General features: G+C 34.0%; 18 protein-coding genes. All 18 read left to right on the top strand.

The genetic code is table 11. The features are described from left to right. Positions 1-5 precede the first annotated feature (5 nt). The 18 genes from DEU39_RS11955 (at position 6) to DEU39_RS11870 (ending at position 17,444) form a co-directional block, all read left to right on the top strand. Positions 6-1,247 (top strand): oligosaccharide flippase family protein, encoded by a 1,242-nt coding sequence (locus DEU39_RS11955; protein ID WP_120232064.1) that lies wholly within the window; start codon positions 6-8, stop codon positions 1,245-1,247. Then, complete coding sequence (locus DEU39_RS11950; RefSeq protein WP_120232063.1) at positions 1,240-2,358, top strand: glycosyltransferase family 4 protein; 1,119 nt, start codon at positions 1,240-1,242, stop codon at positions 2,356-2,358. The genes DEU39_RS11955 and DEU39_RS11950 overlap by 8 nt, the downstream gene beginning before the upstream one ends. Before the next feature lie 710 nt (positions 2,359-3,068). Further along, the gene (locus tag DEU39_RS24210; RefSeq protein ID WP_147367587.1) at positions 3,069-3,704 is read left to right on the top strand and encodes a hypothetical protein; all 636 of its coding nucleotides are present in this window, start codon (positions 3,069-3,071) and stop codon (positions 3,702-3,704) included. After that, complete coding sequence (locus tag DEU39_RS11940) at positions 3,701-4,828, top strand: glycosyltransferase family 4 protein (protein WP_120232061.1); 1,128 nt, start codon at positions 3,701-3,703, stop codon at positions 4,826-4,828. Before DEU39_RS24210 ends, DEU39_RS11940 begins: the two co-directional genes overlap by 4 nt. Beyond that, positions 4,815-5,849: a polysaccharide biosynthesis protein gene (locus tag DEU39_RS11935; RefSeq protein WP_120232060.1), complete on the top strand. Its 1,035-nt coding sequence runs from the start codon at positions 4,815-4,817 to the stop codon at positions 5,847-5,849. Before DEU39_RS11940 ends, DEU39_RS11935 begins: the two co-directional genes overlap by 14 nt. A 4-nt stretch (positions 5,850-5,853) precedes the next feature. After that, the gene (locus tag DEU39_RS11930; protein WP_120232059.1) at positions 5,854-6,276 is read left to right on the top strand and encodes a WxcM-like domain-containing protein; all 423 of its coding nucleotides are present in this window, start codon (positions 5,854-5,856) and stop codon (positions 6,274-6,276) included. Between the two features lie 2 nt (positions 6,277-6,278). After that, positions 6,279-7,397, top strand: coding sequence for an NAD-dependent epimerase/dehydratase family protein (locus DEU39_RS11925; protein WP_120232241.1), 1,119 nt, complete (start codon positions 6,279-6,281; stop codon positions 7,395-7,397). Between the two features lie 4 nt (positions 7,398-7,401). Next, positions 7,402-8,475, top strand: a complete 1,074-nt coding sequence (locus DEU39_RS11920; protein WP_120232058.1) for an EpsG family protein — start codon at positions 7,402-7,404, stop codon at positions 8,473-8,475. 4 nt (positions 8,476-8,479) lie between these two features. Continuing rightward, the gene (wecB, locus tag DEU39_RS11915) at positions 8,480-9,616 is read left to right on the top strand and encodes a non-hydrolyzing UDP-N-acetylglucosamine 2-epimerase (RefSeq protein WP_120232057.1); all 1,137 of its coding nucleotides are present in this window, start codon (positions 8,480-8,482) and stop codon (positions 9,614-9,616) included. Beyond that, positions 9,613-10,818 (top strand): glycosyltransferase family 4 protein, encoded by a 1,206-nt coding sequence (locus tag DEU39_RS11910; protein WP_120232056.1) that lies wholly within the window; start codon positions 9,613-9,615, stop codon positions 10,816-10,818. Before wecB ends, DEU39_RS11910 begins: the two co-directional genes overlap by 4 nt. 19 nt (positions 10,819-10,837) lie before the next feature. Then, positions 10,838-11,440 (top strand): sugar transferase, encoded by a 603-nt coding sequence (locus DEU39_RS11905; RefSeq protein WP_120232055.1) that lies wholly within the window; start codon positions 10,838-10,840, stop codon positions 11,438-11,440. A gap of 5 nt (positions 11,441-11,445) precedes the next feature. Further along, entirely contained in the window at positions 11,446-12,039 is a 594-nt protein-coding gene (locus tag DEU39_RS11900) for an acetyltransferase (protein ID WP_120232054.1), read from the top strand. Between the two features lie 18 nt (positions 12,040-12,057). After that, a complete protein-coding gene (locus DEU39_RS11895) occupies positions 12,058-13,194 on the top strand; it encodes a DegT/DnrJ/EryC1/StrS family aminotransferase (RefSeq protein ID WP_120232053.1) in 1,137 nt (378 codons plus the stop codon). A 15-nt stretch (positions 13,195-13,209) separates the two neighbouring features. Then, positions 13,210-13,779: a sugar transferase gene (locus DEU39_RS11890; protein WP_062674036.1), complete on the top strand. Its 570-nt coding sequence runs from the start codon at positions 13,210-13,212 to the stop codon at positions 13,777-13,779. 14 nt (positions 13,780-13,793) lie between these two features. After that, complete coding sequence (gene rfbC, locus DEU39_RS11885) at positions 13,794-14,339, top strand: dTDP-4-dehydrorhamnose 3,5-epimerase (protein ID WP_034699135.1); 546 nt, start codon at positions 13,794-13,796, stop codon at positions 14,337-14,339. Positions 14,340-14,434: 95 nt separating this feature from the next. Beyond that, positions 14,435-15,736: a 30S ribosomal protein S12 methylthiotransferase RimO gene (gene rimO / locus DEU39_RS11880; protein ID WP_062674038.1), complete on the top strand. Its 1,302-nt coding sequence runs from the start codon at positions 14,435-14,437 to the stop codon at positions 15,734-15,736. Between the two features lie 395 nt (positions 15,737-16,131). Beyond that, positions 16,132-16,719: a hypothetical protein gene (locus DEU39_RS11875; RefSeq protein ID WP_147367586.1), complete on the top strand. Its 588-nt coding sequence runs from the start codon at positions 16,132-16,134 to the stop codon at positions 16,717-16,719. A 17-nt stretch (positions 16,720-16,736) separates the two neighbouring features. Next, entirely contained in the window at positions 16,737-17,444 is a 708-nt protein-coding gene (locus DEU39_RS11870) for a hypothetical protein (protein WP_062674042.1), read from the top strand. Positions 17,445-17,928: the final 484 nt, after the last annotated feature.

Raw genomic sequence — 17,928 nt, 5'->3', positions numbered from 1 at the left:
GATTTATGAAACATAAAGTTAGAGCTTTCAAAAATATGCTGTTGATGTCTGCACCGGAGTATATTGCCGGATTTTCAGTTTTTGTTATCCTGATCTCTTTTTCCAAGAAAGCATCTCTAGCAGAAATTGGAGAACTTACATTTGCTAATACTGTGGGGCAGTTGGTTTCCAGTGTTTTAGCTGTTGCCTTGTTAACAACTATGCGGCGTGATTTTGTACTGAAGACAGCACTTAGGGATAAATATGCCATATCTTTATATATCATTAGAATCCTGATTTCATTATCTGTATTTATTATTTCATTTGTACTATTGGAACTAAACCTTTTCAGCGAAATAGTACTGTTAATGATAGTTTCCAGAGGAATCGATTCTTTGTCTGAAACTTATTATTATACATTGCTTTCTAAGGAGGAAATTTTAAAATTTTCAATATTAAAAAGCATGCACTATATAAGCCTTATATCCTTTGTCATTCTTGGGATTTATAAGGGGTTTGATCTCCATCAGATCAGCTATATATTTTTATTCAACAGTATAATCTGGTGTTTGGTCAATTTTATTCTTCTTTTTTTTGAAAAGGGAATTGTTAAAAAAATCATATTTCTTGATACTTATCAGACTGATCTTTTTAAAAGAACATTGCCCCTGTTAATGAGCAGCACCATATACTTATTATCTGCAAGGCTGAATTTATTTATTGTAAAAAAGATATGCAGCCCAGAGGATTTTGGTCTGTTTAGTATAATTATTACTATTCTGGGGATATTTTCTATTTTTACAAGTGCAATCAGTAGTTTTTTGATTAATAAGCAGGTAGAATGGTATAAAGTGTCACTTCAAAGGCTAAAAATAAATTCAATAAAACTTGCAGTTCCATTATTTGCTGCAGGACTTATTATTTTATTGATTTCTTATTTTGTTTCAGACTACATCAATTATCTCTTCAAGAATTTTGATATGAACCACTTGTGGTTATTGAAACTATCTTTAATTTCAATTTTGGTTTATTTCATCCAGATACCTTACAATTACCTATTTACAGTGATGGATAAAAATAAAGTGGCCTTGTATTTTTCAGTATTCATGATTGTTGTTGCAGCATTATTATATTATCCGTTTACGTTTTATTTTGGTCTTACGGGGTCTGTAATTGCTTTTTTGGGATATAATATACTTTGGTGTGGTAGCTTATTTGGTATTTCTATGTATATTATTAACAAACAAATTTTAAAAGGAAATGAATAACATATTGATTGTTTCTAATACACTGTGTTTTGGAGGGGCAGAAAGTTTTTCTGCACAGTTATTCGAAAATTTGGAGCAGCAGTATGATAATCTGCATTATGCTGTTTTTTCACGCAATATGGATTTACTGGAACGTTTCCCTGCTATTGATAGAAAAAAAATACATCAGTTTGATGATTCTGATAGAACCAATACTTTTAAAATGCTTTCAAAGATCTTTAAAGTAAAAAAATACCTTAAGGATCATAATATTGATACAATATACTGTAGCCAGCCTGATTCTGCACTGGTTTTTTGGTTATTAAAAATTTTTAATAAAAAAATTAAAATCATATATATAACCATGCATGTATATGAAAATGCAGATGCCAAAGAAAAATTTATCTGGAAAACTAAACTGCCTAATAGAAGTACGGACATTTTTATCGGGTTGAGTGAATACCTATCTTTACAGCTAAAGCAAAAAAATAAGGTAGATCCTTCGAAAGTAATAATCAACAGGCTCCCTGTAGATATTAATAAATTTAATGTTGCCGATAAAAAAGACAGAGAGCAGTTTAATTTACCTCTAAATAAGAGGATTGTTGGAATATGTTGCAGACTCTATCCTATAAAAAGGGTTGATCTTTTTGTAGAAGCCTTCAGGCATATTGAGGATGAAGATACAATAGGTGTTATCTATGGAGAAGGTCCTGAAAAAGAAAGACTACTGGGTATGATAAAAGATTTTCAATTATCGGATAAAGTCTTTTTGCGACCATTTATAGATAATGTTAATGAAATTATTCCAATGTTTGATCTTTACTTACAAACTGTGGACGGTCCCAACTTAGGACTGGTAACACTTGAAGCTTTCAGTTCAGGAGTCCCAGTCATTATGCTTGCTGATAATGAGGAAGAAAGATTTATGATCCTTGATACCTATTGTAACGAAAATGTAGGTGGAATATCTACTACAGATCCTAAAAATATAGCTTTAAAAGTGTTGGAAATATTAAATATTTCTGAAAAGGATGGAATGCCTGCAAGATGTAGAAAACTGGCAGCAGAAAAATATTCATGGCCCGCATTTCTTTCTATCAATGAGAAAATTCTAAAACAGCTTAGATGACTTTTTTTATAATATTATATATAATATTTCTTACTCTGGTATTTTTCTTTTTTAGGAAGAATTACAGATTTTTTGGGTATGAAAAGTACGATTTTCTTTTACCCATAAATATTATATTGTTTTTTTCGGTATTGGCTACTCCGTATATGTTCTATATAGTGAAGCATCCTGATATTATCTATACACCTGTTGATACTGATAATTTAAATAACTTGCTGTTCAAGTATATTCTTTTGCATGTAGGCTGTATTATTTTTTTTATTGTAGGGACTGTATCTTTTCTGAAAAAAATGTTAAGTTCTTTGATTAGTAAGCTGGATATTATTACGGTGGGACAAAGTAAGAATTTGTTATTTTTATTAAGTATTATATTTTACTTACTTTCTGTTTATAACTTTAAATCCTTACAGCTTGACAATCTTTTTCAAATTTTTATCAATAGAAATGAAAATATAAGTAAACTGGGATATATCTATTTCACTCAACAGATTATCGGATATTATATATTATATCTCTATCTTTTAAGAGACCGGTTAAACTTGGTACAAAAGATCAACCTGGGAGTGTTTTTTATTACCTTCCTGTTATCTTCCCTGCTTACCGGCGGACGTACTCAGATATTGTACATGCTTATATTCTGTTTTATTGTTATACAAATAAAAAGGCCAGCATCTATTAAACAATTCTTTAAGCCCAAGTACATCTTATTGATGGCACTTTTCTTCGGAGTTATGTATATCATCCCAAAATTCAGAGGAACGGCAGCATGGAATAATGAAGGATTGGTATCCGTGATGACAACTAAAGATGAAAACTCTTATCAGTCTTATCAGTTGCTTTCTGATATGAGTGGACTGGATAGGTATTTATTTATCATAGATATGTTTGACAGACATGGCTTCTGGTATGGAGAAGGATATGTAGATGTAGTAAAAATTTTACTGCATCCCATTATAAGAAGCGATGTAAGTAAGCTACCAAAAGGAGATGATGGACTTTACCTGGCAGTAATGTCAAACGAAAAACGGTTTATTGATAAACCTTACCGTGTAGATGATGATTATATGACTTCCTTTCCTGTAGGTAATTATGCAGCCTATATGAACTTTGGAATTATAGGACTGTTATTGGCTTACTTTTTTCTTGGAGGAATTGCTAATACTCTCTATCAGGGATGTAAAAAAGGAAGATTTAAATATATTTATTTTTATACGCTCTTTATTTCGGGATCTGTTGCCTTTTCGAATATTGGTCTTCTTAATATTATTATTAACTCTATTACCCTGGTAATTGTATTTGTTATTATCAGAATTTTTAGCCCGGGTAATATAAAACTACAAAGATGAAATTTGTTTTAATGGGAGTAAAATCCTCCCCTAAAAATATAAGTGGTCAGTCTATATGTTTTGATATGCTTTTGGACGAACTGAAAAAGCAAATGATTCCGTTCAAGTATATCACAGTAAGCGTAGATACCGACAGTAATTTTCAGAAGATACTGGAATATCTTACAGCGTGCATCAAACTGATTTACTTTTATATAACGACAATAGGTAAGTCAAAGATGATCTACATTGCAGTAGCACAGTCCAGACTGGGCTTTTACAGAGATTTTATGTTTGTCTGGATTTCTGCATTATTCGGAAAGAAAATCGTAGCCCACCTGCATGGAGGCAATTTTAAAACATTCTATCTTGAACAGTCTCCTTTCCTTCAGAAAATAATCAAAAAAACATACGACCAATGTGACTGTATTATTGTTTTGTCCAGAGTATATACTGATCTTTTTGATTTTGTAGATAACTATAAAGAAAAAGTAAAGGTAGTTCCTAATGGAATTCCGGAATTTGATAACGACGAGTCAATAGAAAAAAAATATAATCCGACCAGACCGGTGATCCTGTATCTTTCTAATCTTATTGAGAGTAAAGGCTATTTGGATGTTTTACATTCGTCCCTGATCCTTAAAGAAAAATATAATATTTTTCCGCAGGTTTATTTCTGTGGAAACTTTTTAAGTAACTCGGATGATGTGACTTTTGACAGCGTTGAAAAAGCAAAAGATTACTTTCATAATTTTGTGAAAGAAAATAAGCTGGAAGACAATGTTGTCTATAAAGGATTGGTTCAGGGAGAAGCCAAAGATCAGATTTTAAAGAATGCTGACTTTTTGATTCTACCTACCAATTATAATGCAGAAGGGCAGCCTATATCTCTGATAGAAGGATTAAAGAATGGCTGTGTGTTGATTACAACCCAATACAGAGACATTCAGTATATGAATTTGGATAAAGAAACAGGTTTTTTTGTAAATTATAACGATCCTGAGGCTATTGCAGAAATGATCAGTAACGTGAATGAACAAGACTTTAAAAGAATGAGTCTGAATGCTCAGAAACATTTTAAGAACAGCTATTCTTTTATCAGTCATTATAATAATATAATAAAAATTTTCTATGAATATTCATAATAAAGTATTACTAATTACTGGAGGAACAGGTTCTTTCGGAACAGCCGTTCTAAGAAAATTTATCAATACCGATCATTTTAAAGAAATCCGTATTTTTTCCCGTGATGAAAAGAAACAGGACGATATGAGAAATCAATTTAAAAATGATAAACTGAAATTTTATATCGGAGATGTAAGAGATTACAGAAGTATTGAGCTGGCTATGAGAGGAGTAGACTATGTTTTTCATGCTGCAGCCCTGAAGCAGGTACCTTCGTGTGAGTTTTTCCCTATGCAGGCATTAAAAACCAATGTAGAAGGAACACAGAATGTAATTGATGCAGCTGAAGCAAATCATGTTCAGAAAATGATTTGTTTGAGTACGGATAAGGCAGCCTATCCTATCAATGCCATGGGGATTTCCAAAGCAATGATGGAAAAAGTAGTAGTAGCAGCCTCCAGAAATCTGAAAAATACAACAGTTTGTCTTACGAGATACGGAAACGTTATGGCATCCAGAGGTTCTGTGATTCCATTATTTGTTAAACAGATTAAAAACGGTGAACCTATTACTATTACAGATCCAAAGATGACGAGATTTTTAATGTCATTGGAGGAAGCTGTTGAACTTGTTTTATTTGCTTTCGAAAATGGAAATACTGGAGACCTGTTTGTCAATAAAGCACCGGCAGGAACTATCGGTGATCTGGCTCAGGCTCTTAAAGAATTGTTTAAAGCAGACAGTCCGATAAAAGTAATTGGAACAAGACATGGGGAAAAGCTTTATGAAACTCTTTGTACACGTGAAGAAATGCTGAAGGCAGAAGATATGGGAGATTTCTATAGAATTCCTGCAGATAACAGAGATCTTAATTATGATAAGTATTTTTCAGAGGGTATGAAAGACATTTCAAAAATAGAAGATTATCATTCTCATAATACGAATCAGCAAGATGTAGAAGGAATGAAAAAACTTCTTTTGAAGCTTCCTTTGATCAGAAAAGAAGTATTAGGAGAAGATGTAATGCAATATCCGGACTAAAAAAATGAATAATCCGGAAATTATTGAGGGCGGAAAATATGCTGATGAAAGAGGAAATCTGTTTTTCAATAATAATTATAATGCTTCTTCAATAAAAAGAATATATTGCATTGAGAATAATAATATCGACTATATAAGAGGATGGGCTGGACATAAGACAGAACAACGTTGGCTTACAGCCATCCAGGGAGCTTTTATTATTAAATTGGTGAAAATTGATCACTGGGGAGAACCCTCAAAAGATCTTCAGATTCTTACTTTTGAGTTGAATGACGAAAAATTGGATGTACTTCATATGCCGGCAGGGTACGCCTCCGCAATTCAGGCAAAAGAAAAGGGATCGAAACTTTTAGTAATGGTAAACTATTCTTTAGGTGAAATTGATGATGACCATCGTTTCCCTTTGGATTATTTTGAAAATATGTAATGATGATAAAAATAGGAATAACCGGACAAAACGGTTTTGTAGGATCATATCTGTACAATACACTGGGGCTAAAACCTGAGCAGTACAAAAGGATTGAGTTTGACAGATCTTTTTTTGATCATCCGGATCAGCTGGATGCATTTGCAAAACAATGTGATGTCATTGTACATCTTGCAGCAATGAACCGTCATCCGGATCCTGAAGTGATTTTCAGTAACAATATTGAACTCGTAAGGAAATTAATAGATTCTTTGGAACGAACAGAATCAAAGGCTCATGTTTTATTTTCATCATCTTCTCAGGAAGAAAGAGACAACCTATATGGAAAATCGAAAAAAGAAGGAAGAATGCTTTTGGCAGACTGGGCAAAAAAAGCTGGCGGAAAATTTACAGGAATGATTATTCCTAATGTTTTTGGACCTTTTGGAAAGCCAAACTATAATTCTTTCGTTGCCACCTTCTGTTACAAGCTTACACATGGTGAAACCCCTGTTATTGATAATGACGGCGAAGTGAAGCTAATCTACGTAGGAGAGCTCGTACAGGAAATCATCGGCCAGATAGAAGCGTCAGATTCTAAAGAGTTTTACGAAGTAGAGCATACTTCAGTAAATAAAGTCTCTGAAGTATTGTTAAAACTTGAAAATTATAAAAAATTATATTTTGATAATGGTGAGGTTCCACAGCTTACATCAGCTTTTGATCTGAACCTGTTTAATACTTTCCGTTGTTATTTTGATATTAAAAACCATTATCCTGTCAAATTCACACAACATACAGATCCGAGAGGAGCTTTTGTAGAGGTAATCAGACTTGGAATAGGCGGTCAGTGTTCATTCTCTACAACAGTTCCCGGAATTACGAGAGGAGACCATTTTCATACCAGAAAAATTGAAAGGTTTGCAGTAATAAAAGGAGAAGCACTTATTCAGTTGCGAAAAATTGATACTGAAGAAGTCTTCGATTTTTATTTGAAAGGGGATGAGCCCGCTTATGTAGATATGCCTATCTGGTATACCCATAATATTAAGAATATAGGAAATGAAGATCTTTATACCATTTTTTGGATTAACGAAGCATTCAACCCGGAAGACCCTGATACATATTTCGTAAAAGTATAAATAAATGTATACACCGGTTGCTTTTTCAATTGTATTCTATCTGTTTACATCATTGCTGGTTACAGCAGTTGTGATAGATAGTTATTCAAAAAAACGGTTACTCAGTATAGATGGAAATACAGGCTATTTCTATCTTATTCCTCTGTTTTTAGTTATCCTTATTGGTTTCAGACCCGTAGGTATCACAGGTTTCACAGACTCCGAAATGTATAGGGAATTCTTTGATATAGCACGTGTAGAAGGAATTTCACCAATGCCGAATAAGGATTTGTTTTTCGGGTATTTTATTTTGTTTACCTCATATATTACCAATGAAAGAGGTTTTTTTATCTTATGTGGTTTAGTATCGGTAGCACTGTTGGTATTGGTATCAAAACATATTTCTAAAAAGCACTGGATATTATTTTTTATCTGTCATATAGCTTCCCTTTATTACTGGAATTATAATGTATATGGTATCAGACAAGGGATGGCATCTGTCATGTTTTTATATGCGGTTTTTATTAAAAACAAATGGTGGAAGTCTTTACTCATGTTACTAGCATTTGGATCTCATTTTTCTTTGGGACTTCCGGTATTGGTATATATCTTCTCAGGATTGATAAGCAAAGTTGATAGAAAATTCTATTGGATTTGGGGATTGGCAATTCCTGCTTCTTATTTTTTTGGAATTGAAATTGAACATACTGTTGCCAACTTAATCCCGGATGAAAGAGCACAATATTTTATAGAAAATATTGATGAGCAGGTATTCCGTTGGGATCTGATTGCCTATAGTTCGGTTATCATGGCAATTTCTTATTATTTTATATTCATTGAAAAGATAAAAGATATCACTTATCATAGGATAGTGAATGTCTTTATTTTTACAAATACTATATTTTTATTTTTGGTAAGAGTAAATCACGCTCATAGGTTTGCCTATTTATCCTGGTTTTTAGCTTCATTAATCATTTTTTATCCTTTTTTTATTAATAACGATGAAAAATTGAGAAACAAATACAGGTTGTTCTCGCAAACTTTACTCGCGTTTTTTACCTTTGTAGTTCTCCATTTTATAAGAATAACTTTTTTATAACCATATGATGAAATTAAAAGTAATGACAGTCGTGGGCACACGGCCGGAAATCATTAGATTATCAAGAGTGTTAGCCGCTTTAGATACTTCTGAAGCAATAGAACACATTGTAGTCCATACAGGACAAAATTACGACTATGAACTTAACCAGATCTTTTTCGACGATTTAGGCTTAAGAAAACCTGACCATTTCCTGGAAGCAGCAGGAAAAACTGCTGCAGAGACAATTGGAAACATTTTGGTTAAAATAGATCCGCTTCTCGAGGAAGTAAAACCAGATGCGTTTTTAGTACTGGGAGATACAAACTCGTGTTTATGCGCTATTCCCGCTAAAAAAAGACAGATTCCGATCTTCCACATGGAAGCTGGAAACAGGTGTTTTGATCAAAGAGTTCCCGAAGAAACGAACAGGAAAATTGTTGATCATATTTCAGATGTTAATTTAACATACTCTGATATTGCCAGAGAATATCTTTTAAGAGAAGGTCTTCCTGCCGACAGAATCATTAAAACCGGATCCCCGATGTACGAGGTTCTGAATCATTATCTTCCCAGAATTAAAAATTCCGATGTTCTTACTCGATTAAATCTTGAAGAAGGAAAGTATTTTGTAGTATCATCCCATAGAGAAGAAAATATTAATTCAGATAAAAATTTCAAGGGGCTCATAGACAGCCTTAATGCAATTGCAGAAGAATATCAATATCCAATCATTTTTTCAACTCATCCCAGAACAAGAAATATGATTGATAAAATGCAGGTTCAGGTGAGATCTGAAATCCAGTTTCTGAAACCACTTGGTTTCCATGATTATAATGCTCTTCAAATGAGAAGTTATGCTGTACTTTCAGATTCCGGTACCATTTCAGAAGAATCTTCGATCCTTAATTTCAGAGCACTTAACATCAGAGAAGCACATGAAAGACCTGAAGCTATGGAAGAAGCTTCTGTTATGATGGTGGGATTATCTCCTGAGAGAATTTTACAGGGGTTGGTACAGCTTAAGCAGCAGCAAACAGGAGAAAATAGAAACTACAGGCTTGTGGCAGATTATTCTATGCCCAATGTATCAGAAAAAACGGTTAGAATTATTGTAAGCTATACCGATTACGTTAACAGAGTAGTCTGGAGTAAATTATGAATATAATGTTTCTTACCTTAGTGAAGATAAATACCTTAAAAGAACGTGGTATTTATCAAGATTTAATGCGGGAATTTTCCCAGCATGGGCACTATCTGTATATAGTTTCCCCTGTTGAAAGATGTGAAAATCAAGAAACAAAAGTGAAAAAAGAAGGGAATACTGTTTTTCTGAATGTAAAAACACTTAATATCCAGAAAACGAACTTTATTGAAAAGGGAATTTCTACCTTAACAATCGATAAACTCTTTCTGAGAGCCATCAATAAACACTTGTCAGATGTAAAATTTGATTTGGTTATTTATGCCACACCTCCTATTACTTTTACGAACCTTATTAAATATATCAAAAAAAGAGATCAGGCTAAAACATATCTGCTTCTAAAGGATATCTTTCCTCAAAATGCTGTGGATATGCAGCTGATGTCCAAAAAAGGATTACTGTACAACTACTTTAGAAATAAAGAAAAAGAATTATATTTGATTTCAGATAAAATTGGGTGTATGTCTGATGCCAATCTAAAATTTGTGATGGAGCATAATCCTTTTATTCCTAAAGAAAAACTGGAGGTAAATCCAAATGCTATTGAGCTCCTGCCTTTAAATAAAGAATTTGTATACCAATATAAAGAAATTCACGCCAGGTATGGCATCCCGGAAAACAGAAAAATCTTTATCTATGGTGGAAACCTGGGAAAACCGCAGGGTATTGATTTTGTGATAGAAACCTTAAAGGCTAAAGCTGAAGATGACAGATTGTTTTTTGTGATAGTGGGTTCAGGAACAGAATTTGGCAGAATGAGGAAATGGTTTGATACTTTCCGTCCCAAAAACGCATTACTTTTATCTGCCATTCCAAAAACTGATTATGACCTGCTGGTACAGTCCTGTGATGTTGGACTGATTTTCCTGCATAAAGATTTTACCATCCCGAATTATCCATCACGTTTACTCTCATATCTTGAGTTTAAATTGCCGGTCCTTACTGCTACAGACTCTTGTACAGACATCGGAACAGATGTAGTTAAGAATAATTGTGGAATAGCTGTGGATTCAGCAAATCTTCAGGAGATGATAAAAGCTATAGATAAATTTGTAGAAATGGATACGAAAGATTTTGAAGAAATGAGAGAAAATAGCAGAAGATTTCTGGAAAGAGAATTTCAGGTACAACAATCCTATCACAAAATTATTAACGCTTAAAAATAAAGAGAAAAAAAAGATGTATCGTGTTTTTGTAAAAAGAGTTTTTGATTTTATATTAGCTTTAACCGGTTTGCTTATAATTAGCCCTATATTTATTGTTTTTTTTGTTGCTTTGGCTATCGCAAATGAAGGGAAGCCCTTTTTCTTGCAGAGAAGACCGGGGAAAAACGGTAAAATTTTTACCATTATAAAATTCAAAACGATGAATGACAAAACAGACTCTGATGGTAATCTGCTATCAGATGCAGAAAGACTTACGACAGTAGGATCATTTGTCCGTAAAACATCCATAGATGAAATTCCTCAGCTGATTAATGTTTTGATAGGAGATATGGCATTAATAGGCCCAAGGCCATTATTGGTACAGTATCTGCCCCTATATGATGAACATCAGGCACGAAGACATGAAGTGAGACCCGGAATTACCGGCTGGGCACAGATTAACGGTAGAAATGCTATTTCCTGGGAAGAAAAGTTTAATTTAGATGTCTGGTATGTGGACCATGTATCCTTTATGCTGGATCTGAGAATAATATTTCTTACGATAAAGAAAGTATTTATAAGAGAAGGTATTTCAGCAGATGGACACGTTACCATAGAACCTTTTAAAGGAAAATAAAAATAATGTATTTATTCGGAGCAAGCGGACACGGTAAAGTAATAGCAGATATTGCTGCTGCTAATGATATAAAAATTAAGGCATTCATAGATCAGGATGTTACTAAAAAGGAATGCTACGGATTTCCAGTCTTGAATAATTTACCAGACGATAAGGAAAAACTTATTATTTCAATTGGAAATAATCTTATCCGTAAAAAGATTGCAGAACAGATGAAGAGTGAGATGGGTACTTTAATACATCCAAAATCAATAATTTCTGCTTCTGTGAATATAGAAGAGGGAACAGTAATCATGGGCGGAGTCGTAATCAATGCTGATACTGCCATTGGAAAACACTGTATCATCAATACCAATGCATCTGTAGATCATGATTGTGTGGTTGAAGACTTTGTTCATATTTCACCCAATTCAGCACTTGCCGGAGGAGTAGAAGTAGGAGAAGGTTCTCAGATTGGAATAGGAGCTTCGGTAATCCAGGGAATTAAAATAGGAAAATGGTGTGTAATAGGTGCCGGAGCGGTCATCATTAACGATGTTCCTGATTATTCAGTGGTTGTAGGAAATCCGGGTAGAATTATCAAGAAAAATATTATATAAAAGTTACGAATCAAAAATATGAATACTAAAATCTGGCTGTCCTCGCCACATATGGGAGGGAATGAACAAAAATATATCAACGAAGCGTTTGAAGAAAATTGGGTAGCTCCGTTAGGCCCTAATGTTAACGGATTTGAAAATGATCTGGAGCAGTTTTTAGGTGGAAACGCAAAAGTAGCTGCTCTTTCTGCGGGTACTGCAGCATTACACCTTGCTCTTATCGAGTGTGGAGTTGTACATGGTGATGAGGTAATCTGCCAATCCATGACTTTCTCTGCTTCAGCCAATCCCATCGCGTATTGTGGAGCAACACCTGTTTTTGTGGATAGTGAACCGGTTACATGGAATATGTGCCCGAAAGCACTAAGAGAAGCCATCGAAGACAGAATTCAGAAAGGAACAAAGCCTAAAGCAATCATTGTAGTACACCTGTATGGTATGCCGGCAAAAATGGACGAAATAACAGCCATTGCTCAGGAGTTCCAGATACCTGTGATTGAAGATGCTGCTGAAGCCCTTGGCTCAACTTACAAAGGGCAGGCTTGCGGAACATTCGGCCGTTTTGGAATCTTAAGTTTTAATGGAAATAAAATCATTACCACTTCAGGAGGTGGAGCTTTGGTTTGTCATACTCAGGAAGATAAAGATAAAGCGGTTTTCCTTTCTACACAAGCCAGAGACAATGCACCTCACTATCAGCATTCGCACATTGGTTTCAACTATAGAATGAGCAATATTGTGGCAGGAATAGGAAGAGGACAGATGGAAGTGCTTAAGGACAGAGTGGCTGCCCGCAGAGCAATGCACAATTTCTATGTTGACCTTTTCAGCAATATTGAAGGGGTAACTGTATTTTCAGAGTCGAATGATGATTTTTATTCCAACCACTGGTTATCCGCAGTGATCGTTGATCCGGAAATTACAGGAAAGGACAGAGAAGGTCTGAGACATGCATTTTTAGAAGACAATATAGAATCAAGACCACTTTGGAAACCAATGCATTTACAGCCGGTCTTTGAAACTTCTCCTTACTATGGTGGGAATGTTTCAGAAAAACTTTTTGATAACGGATTATGTCTCCCTTCAGGTTCTAATCTGTCTGATGATGACAGAGAAAGAATAGCAAAGGTTGTTCATTCTTACTTTGGACTTTAATATTATTTAAATTTAATGAATCAGTATAAATATTGGAAAAAAGTTTTTGATTTTGCCTTAGCGGCAATATTGATCCTTTTTCTTATGCCTGTACTGATTATTTTATTTGTGATTGCAAGTTTGGATACATCTTCTAATGGGATTTTTTTTCAGACCCGAATAGGGCAATATGGAAAACCATTTACCATTTTTAAGATTAAAACAATTCATGAACATAAGAGAACATGTTCAAAAGTTGGGCAGGCTCTCAGAAAATTTAAGCTCGATGAATTTCCGCAATTGTTTAATATTGTAAAAGGTGATATGAGTTTTGTAGGTCCCAGACCTGATATTGAAGGATATTATGATAAACTTGTCGGAGAAGACAGGAAAGTTTTGGAACTCAAACCTGGGCTTACCTGTGAAGCAAGTATTAAATATAGAGATGAAGAATATCTTCTGAAAAATCAGGAAGATCCTTTAGCTTATAATGATGAAGTAGTATTTCCAAACAAAGTAAAAATGAATCTGGAGTATTTTGAAAGTATGTCTTTCAAAAACGATATAAAGATCTTGTTTAAAACATTAATAACCACATTGAAATAGAGTTTTTAACTATTATGAAAATTAAAGAAACCCCGCTTAAAGACTGCTACATCATAGAGCCTACCATATTTGAAGATGAAAGAGGCTACTTCTTTGAAAAGTTCAACGAAAAAAAATTTGAGGAACTTACCGGAATGAACGGGCACTTTGTGCAGGATAATATTTCTAAATCTTCCTATGGAGTATTGAGAGGACTGCATCTTCAGAAAGGAGAACATGCCCAGGCAAAATTGGTATCCTGCCTTGAAGGAAGCGTTTGGGATGTGGCTGTAGACCTTAGAGAGGATTCTCCTACATTCGGAAAATGGTTCGGAATAGAGCTTACTGCTGAAAATAAATTACAACTTTATGTACCGAGAGGTTTCGGACACGGTTTTTCTGTATTGAGTACCCATGCTGTATTTTCTTACAAGTGTGATAATTTTTATAACAAAGAGTCAGAAGGAAGTGTGAAATTCAATGATCCTGATCTTGATATCGATTGGAAAGTAGATGAAAAAGATGCCATACTTTCAGATAAAGACCAGAATGCCCCTGGATTTAAAGAAAAAAACTTTTAAAGTATATCCCTGAAAACCACTTTTATAAAGTGGTTTTTATTTTTTAATCCTAACTCTCCAATATTTTGTATCTTTGCAGACTCAAAATCAAAACGATGCGTACAAAATCTGTAGGGAAGAAGAAAATCAATGTAGTCACTCTTGGATGCTCCAAGAATGTATATGATTCTGAAGTATTAATGAGCCAGCTGAAGGCCAATGGCAAAGAAGTGGTTCACGAAGACCGTGGGGACATTGTGGTCATCAATACCTGCGGATTTATTGATAATGCGAAAGAAGAGTCTATCAATACCATCCTTGATTATGTTGATGCTAAAAACAGAGGTGAGGTCGAGAAAGTATTCGTTACAGGATGTTTATCTGAAAGATATAAACCGGATTTGATAAAAGAGATTCCGGATGTAGACCAATATTTCGGAACAAGAGATCTTCCGATACTTTTAAAGCATCTTGGAGCAGATTATAAACACGAACTGGTAGGAGAAAGATTAACAACAACTCCAAAACATTACGCATACCTTAAAATTTCCGAAGGCTGTGACAGACCTTGTTCTTTCTGTGCAATCCCATTGATGAGAGGAGGGCATATTTCGACACCCATCGAAAAACTGGTTTCAGAAGCTCAGAAACTGGCCAAAAAAGGGACAAAAGAGTTAATTCTTATTGCTCAGGATCTTACTTACTATGGTCTTGATCTTTATAAAAAGAGAGCATTGGGTGATCTTTTAAAAGAATTGGTAAAAGTAGAAGGAATAGAATGGATTCGTCTTCATTATGCTTTCCCTAGCGGTTTCCCTGAAGATGTTCTTGATATTATCCGCGAAGAACCTAAAGTATGTAACTATATCGATATTCCTCTTCAGCATATCAATTCAGACTTACTGAAATCTATGAAGAGAGGAACTACCCATGAGAAAACAGATGCCCTTTTAGGAAAATTCAGAGAGAAAGTTCCTGATATGGCGATCAGAACAACGCTTATCGTTGGATATCCTGGAGAAACAGAAGAGATATTTCAGGAGCTTAAAGACTGGGTAAGAGAGCAGAAGTTTGACAGATTAGGATGCTTTACCTATTCTCACGAAGAAAACACTACTGCCCATGTTTTGGAAGATAATATTCCACAGGAAGTAAAAGAAGCAAGAGTAGAAGAAATAATGGAGCTTCAGTCTCAGATTTCATGGGAAAAGAATCAGGAAAAAATAGGTAAAGTATTCAGATGTATTTTTGACCGTAAAGAAGGAAATTATTTTATCGGAAGAACAGAGTATGATTCTCCGGATGTTGATAATACTGTTTTGGTTTCAGCAGAAGATACTTATATTTCTATTGGTGAATTTGCAGATGTTAAAATTACCTCCGCTGAAGAATTTGACTTATACGGAGAATTGGTTTAGCTAAACGCTTATTAATCAGTTAAAAATAGCATTTTTCAAGCTGACTCATTAACGAAAATTAACATAGAATTTTCTCGGTAGTAGGTTTTTATTTAATTGATAATCAATTTGTTAATATTTTGTGTAATTAAGATTTTTTAATTTTCCATTATAATGTATTTAAAATCGAAAATTATGTCTTAAATTTGCGCAAGAAGCAATATTTTTAAATCATGTGATTTCAGCAAGTTAATCATTGAAATAAACCCTAAAATTATTGAAATAGTTATTTGAATATTTTATTTTAATTCAGTGTTCACAAGTTGAGATGTATCTTCTTTTTTGGAAATATTGATGAAAAAAATGTAATTAAAAATCTTTAAAAACTTATGAAAAAATTTTTATTAACAGCAATTATGCTTGTTGGCCTTTCGGCCGTTTCTAAGGCTCAACAGGGGCGAGTGGGGATTAACACAACCACACCTGCCGCAACATTAGACGTAGTAGCAAATACTACAGACAATGCTAGACCTGATGCCTTACTAGTCCCTCGTATGACAGCAGCAGAATTATCCGCTAAGGATGATACTAGTGGAACATATGCTGCGCCTCAAAACGGAGCTATTGTTTACATTACTTCCGGAACAGGTACAGGTGCAAGAAAAGTTAAAATTACTGGCCCTGGATTCTATTATTTTGATAATTCAGTTCCTGAATGGAAGCCTATCATTGGTGCTGTTACAGCTACTGGATATACTAACGTTTCACAATCGACTTCTATTAACAAGAATGAATCAATGTTGGTAACTACGAATGTAACTATTGCAGCTCCTCCAGTAGCAACTTCAGTTGCCGGAGATAAATTCAGAATTGTTGATGCTACAGGTGGTGCTGGATTTAGTGTTACTGGTGTTCACTCTAGTACAACTACTTCGCCGGCAGTATCAGGCTCGGCATTAGAGTATACTTTCATCAGTGGTGCATGGTATTGCACAAGTTTATAATTTAAAATAATAGTGAAATGAACACAAATAAAAAAATTTCTGCTCTTGTATTGTTAGCTGTGGGTATCTTTTCTAATGCACAGATCAAAACAAATAATACAATTAATGCAACCATAGGTGGAGAGTCAGTTTACTTAGATGCTTCAAGTTTCCCTTCATCCAACAACTTAGGAAAAGGTTTATCTGTTCCTAGAACAAACTTAACTACTTTTACATTTGTTACACAGGTAACCAATGCATTAAAGTTTCCTACAGCATATGATGGTATGATCGTATATAACTCTGTTGCGGGTACTACTCCTGCTACAGGTTCTGGTATTGGTAATCAACCTGTCAGTGTAGGTTTTTACTATTTCAGTAATCCTACTCCAACACCTGCATTCTCTTCTGCTTCCGGGCAATGGTTGCCATTAGGTGGTAGTGGTAAAGAAAATATCCTTACTACTGAAACTGTTACAAACAGACAAGTAAATAATGCACAGATTTATGGTATAAAAGGAACTTTTGCTGCAAACGGTACAACTACTGCAGTAACAATTCCTGCTCCTTCCGGAATTACTGCTATGTACGGAATTACTATTTATAAAGCAGGAACTAACACAGTATACTCCAGAGAATTGTATTCATATGATACATCTACCGGAGCTGCTGTTACAGGATCTCCAAGTATGTCTGTAGTGTATCCTAGTGGAACGTATGATTATGTACTAGAATACTTAAAATAAAGAAATTTATTAATTACATAACAAAAAACCAATGAGAAATCATTGGTTTTTTACTTTTAAGAGATGAGAGGTTCTTTTATTTTTGATGATGATAAATGATATGGAGATAATTTTTTAAAATTTCCGGCTATTTTTTTTTAAGTAAGATCAAGCTTTGAAATTTTAACACTATCTATAGATGTTAAAATCTAATTCAGAAATTTGACAGGATAGGGCTTACCATCTTCTGATAGTCATTTTCTTCAAATCCTGGATTTAATAATTTTAAATTTAAAATTATTTTATTGGATTAAAATCTTAACAATAGGTATTTTTTAATAAATTGATTTTCAGAGTGTTTTGTATTTTCAAATTTTAAATTATGTGTAAATTAGTTAATTATGTTAACTTTTTAACCATTTTTTTAACACTTTTTAACACGGTGATCTAAATGCCCTATCCATAAGGAATTACAGTGATTTTTAACATTTTGTTGTATTTTTAT

Origin of the sequence: Chryseobacterium sp. AG363, assembly GCF_003610675.1 — a bacterium.
Classification (GTDB): Bacteria; Bacteroidota; Bacteroidia; order Flavobacteriales; family Weeksellaceae; genus Chryseobacterium; species Chryseobacterium cucumeris.
This window is presented reverse-complemented; position numbering and strand designations above follow the sequence as displayed.